2 protein-coding genes are annotated in these 1,601 nt (G+C 75.1%); one reads left to right on the top strand and one right to left on the bottom strand.

Features of this window, described 5'->3' with window-relative positions; all coding sequences use genetic code 11:
• The coding region (locus tag HMPREF3105_RS12275) for an NfeD family protein (protein WP_371441118.1) at positions 1 to 259 on the bottom strand (259 nt) is incomplete at its 3' end.
• 149 nt (positions 260 to 408) lie between these two features.
• On the opposite strand from HMPREF3105_RS12275, the gene HMPREF3105_RS12270 reads away from it, so the two are divergent.
• Positions 409 to 1,601, top strand: a 1,193-nt coding sequence (locus tag HMPREF3105_RS12270; RefSeq protein WP_141762546.1) for a 2,4-dienoyl-CoA reductase FMN-binding domain-containing protein, incomplete at its 3' end; no start/stop codon positions are given.

Genomic DNA, 1,601 nt, shown 5'->3' with positions numbered 1-1,601 from the left:
AGGAGGCGCCGGCGCCGGTGTCCTTGCGCAGGTGGCGCAGCGCGACGGGGCGCACGGCGGCGAGCATCAGCAGAGCGACGGCGGCGAACGCCGCGAGCTGGAGCGCCAGCGGGCCGCCCACGAGCGCGACCACTCCCGCCGCGCCGGCCCCGGCGGCGATCATCAGGAAGACGAGGTCGAGGGTCAGCAGCTCGACGCCGGCCAGGCCGGCGGCCAGCACCAGCCACAGCCAGCCCGCGTTCGCCTCGATCCACTCCATGCGTGCGCTCCCCTCCGTGTCGGGTGCGCGGACGGGTCTGCCGCGCGTCGACGTGTGATCCCCATCCTGCCCTATGCAGTGGCGTCGGACACAGCGTGTCCCCAGGCGGTCCTGGAAGGAGGGGGCTACCGACCGGTAATGTGAGCTGCATGACATCTTCACCCGTCGCGGTCTCGCCCCTGCTCCAGCCGATCACTCTGGGCCCCCTCACGCTGCCCAACCGGGTGGTCATGGCCTCGATGCACATGGGACTGGAGGATCGGCACGACGACCTGCCGCAGCTGGCGGCGTTCTACGCGGAGCGGGCACGCGGCGGCGTCGGACTCATCGTCACCGGCGGCCTGGGCGTCGTCCCGGAGGGCACGGTGACGCTGGGCGGGGGGATGCTCGCCAGCGAGGAGGACGCGCGCGCCCATCGCGTCGTCACGGACGCCGTCCACGCCGCCGGGGGCAGGATCCTCGCCCAGCTGCTGCACGCCGGGCGCTACGCCCCCAGCGCCGACCTGGTCTCGGCCTCCGCGGTGCGAGCCCCGATCTCGCGGCACACGCCCCGGGAGATGACGGCCGCGGACATCGAGCGGACCGTGAACGCGTTCGCACGCGCGGCCACGTTGGCCCTGGAGGCCGGATACGACGGCGTGGAGATCATGGCCTCGGAGGGCTACCTCCTCAACCAGTTCCTCGCCCCGGCGACGAACCGACGCGCGGACGAGTACGGGGGCGACGCCGAGCGCCGACGCCGGTTCCCGGCGGCGGTGGTCGCGGCCGTGCGCGAGGCGCTGGGGGAGCGCGGCGTGCTCTCGGTGCGCACCTCGGCGGCGGACCTCGTCCCCGACGGGCAGACGCGCGCGGAGATCGCGGACACCGCCCGGGCCTTCGAGGCCGCCGGAGCGGACGTCCTGATGACCGGCATCGGGTGGCACGAGTCCCGCGTGCCGACCATCGTGACCTCCGTGCCGCGCGCCGCGTTCCTCGCCGCCTCGGCTGACCTGACCGCCGCCGTCGACATCCCCGTGATCGCCTCCAACCGGCTCACCACCCCCGCCGAGGCGGAGGAGGCGCTGACGTCCGGGGCCGCCGCGCTCGTCGGGCTGGCCCGGCCCCTGCTGGCGGACCCCGAGTGGATGGCCGCGATCAGCGACCCGCGCGCTCGGACCCTGACCCCGTGCATCGCCTGCAACCAGGCCTGCCTCGACCACGTGTTCACCGGGGCCAAGGTCTCGTGCCTGATGAACCCCCGCGCCGGGCGGGAGACGGAGCCGGAGTACGCCGCGCCCGTCCCGGTGGCCCTGGGCCGCCGGCGCCGGATCGCCGTGGTCGGTGCCGGGCCGGCGGGCCTCAC

Origin of the sequence: Micrococcus sp. HMSC31B01 (assembly GCF_001816085.1) — a bacterium.
In the GTDB taxonomy this organism is placed as follows: Bacteria; Actinomycetota; Actinomycetes; order Actinomycetales; family Micrococcaceae; genus Micrococcus; species Micrococcus luteus.
This window is presented reverse-complemented; position numbering and strand designations above follow the sequence as displayed.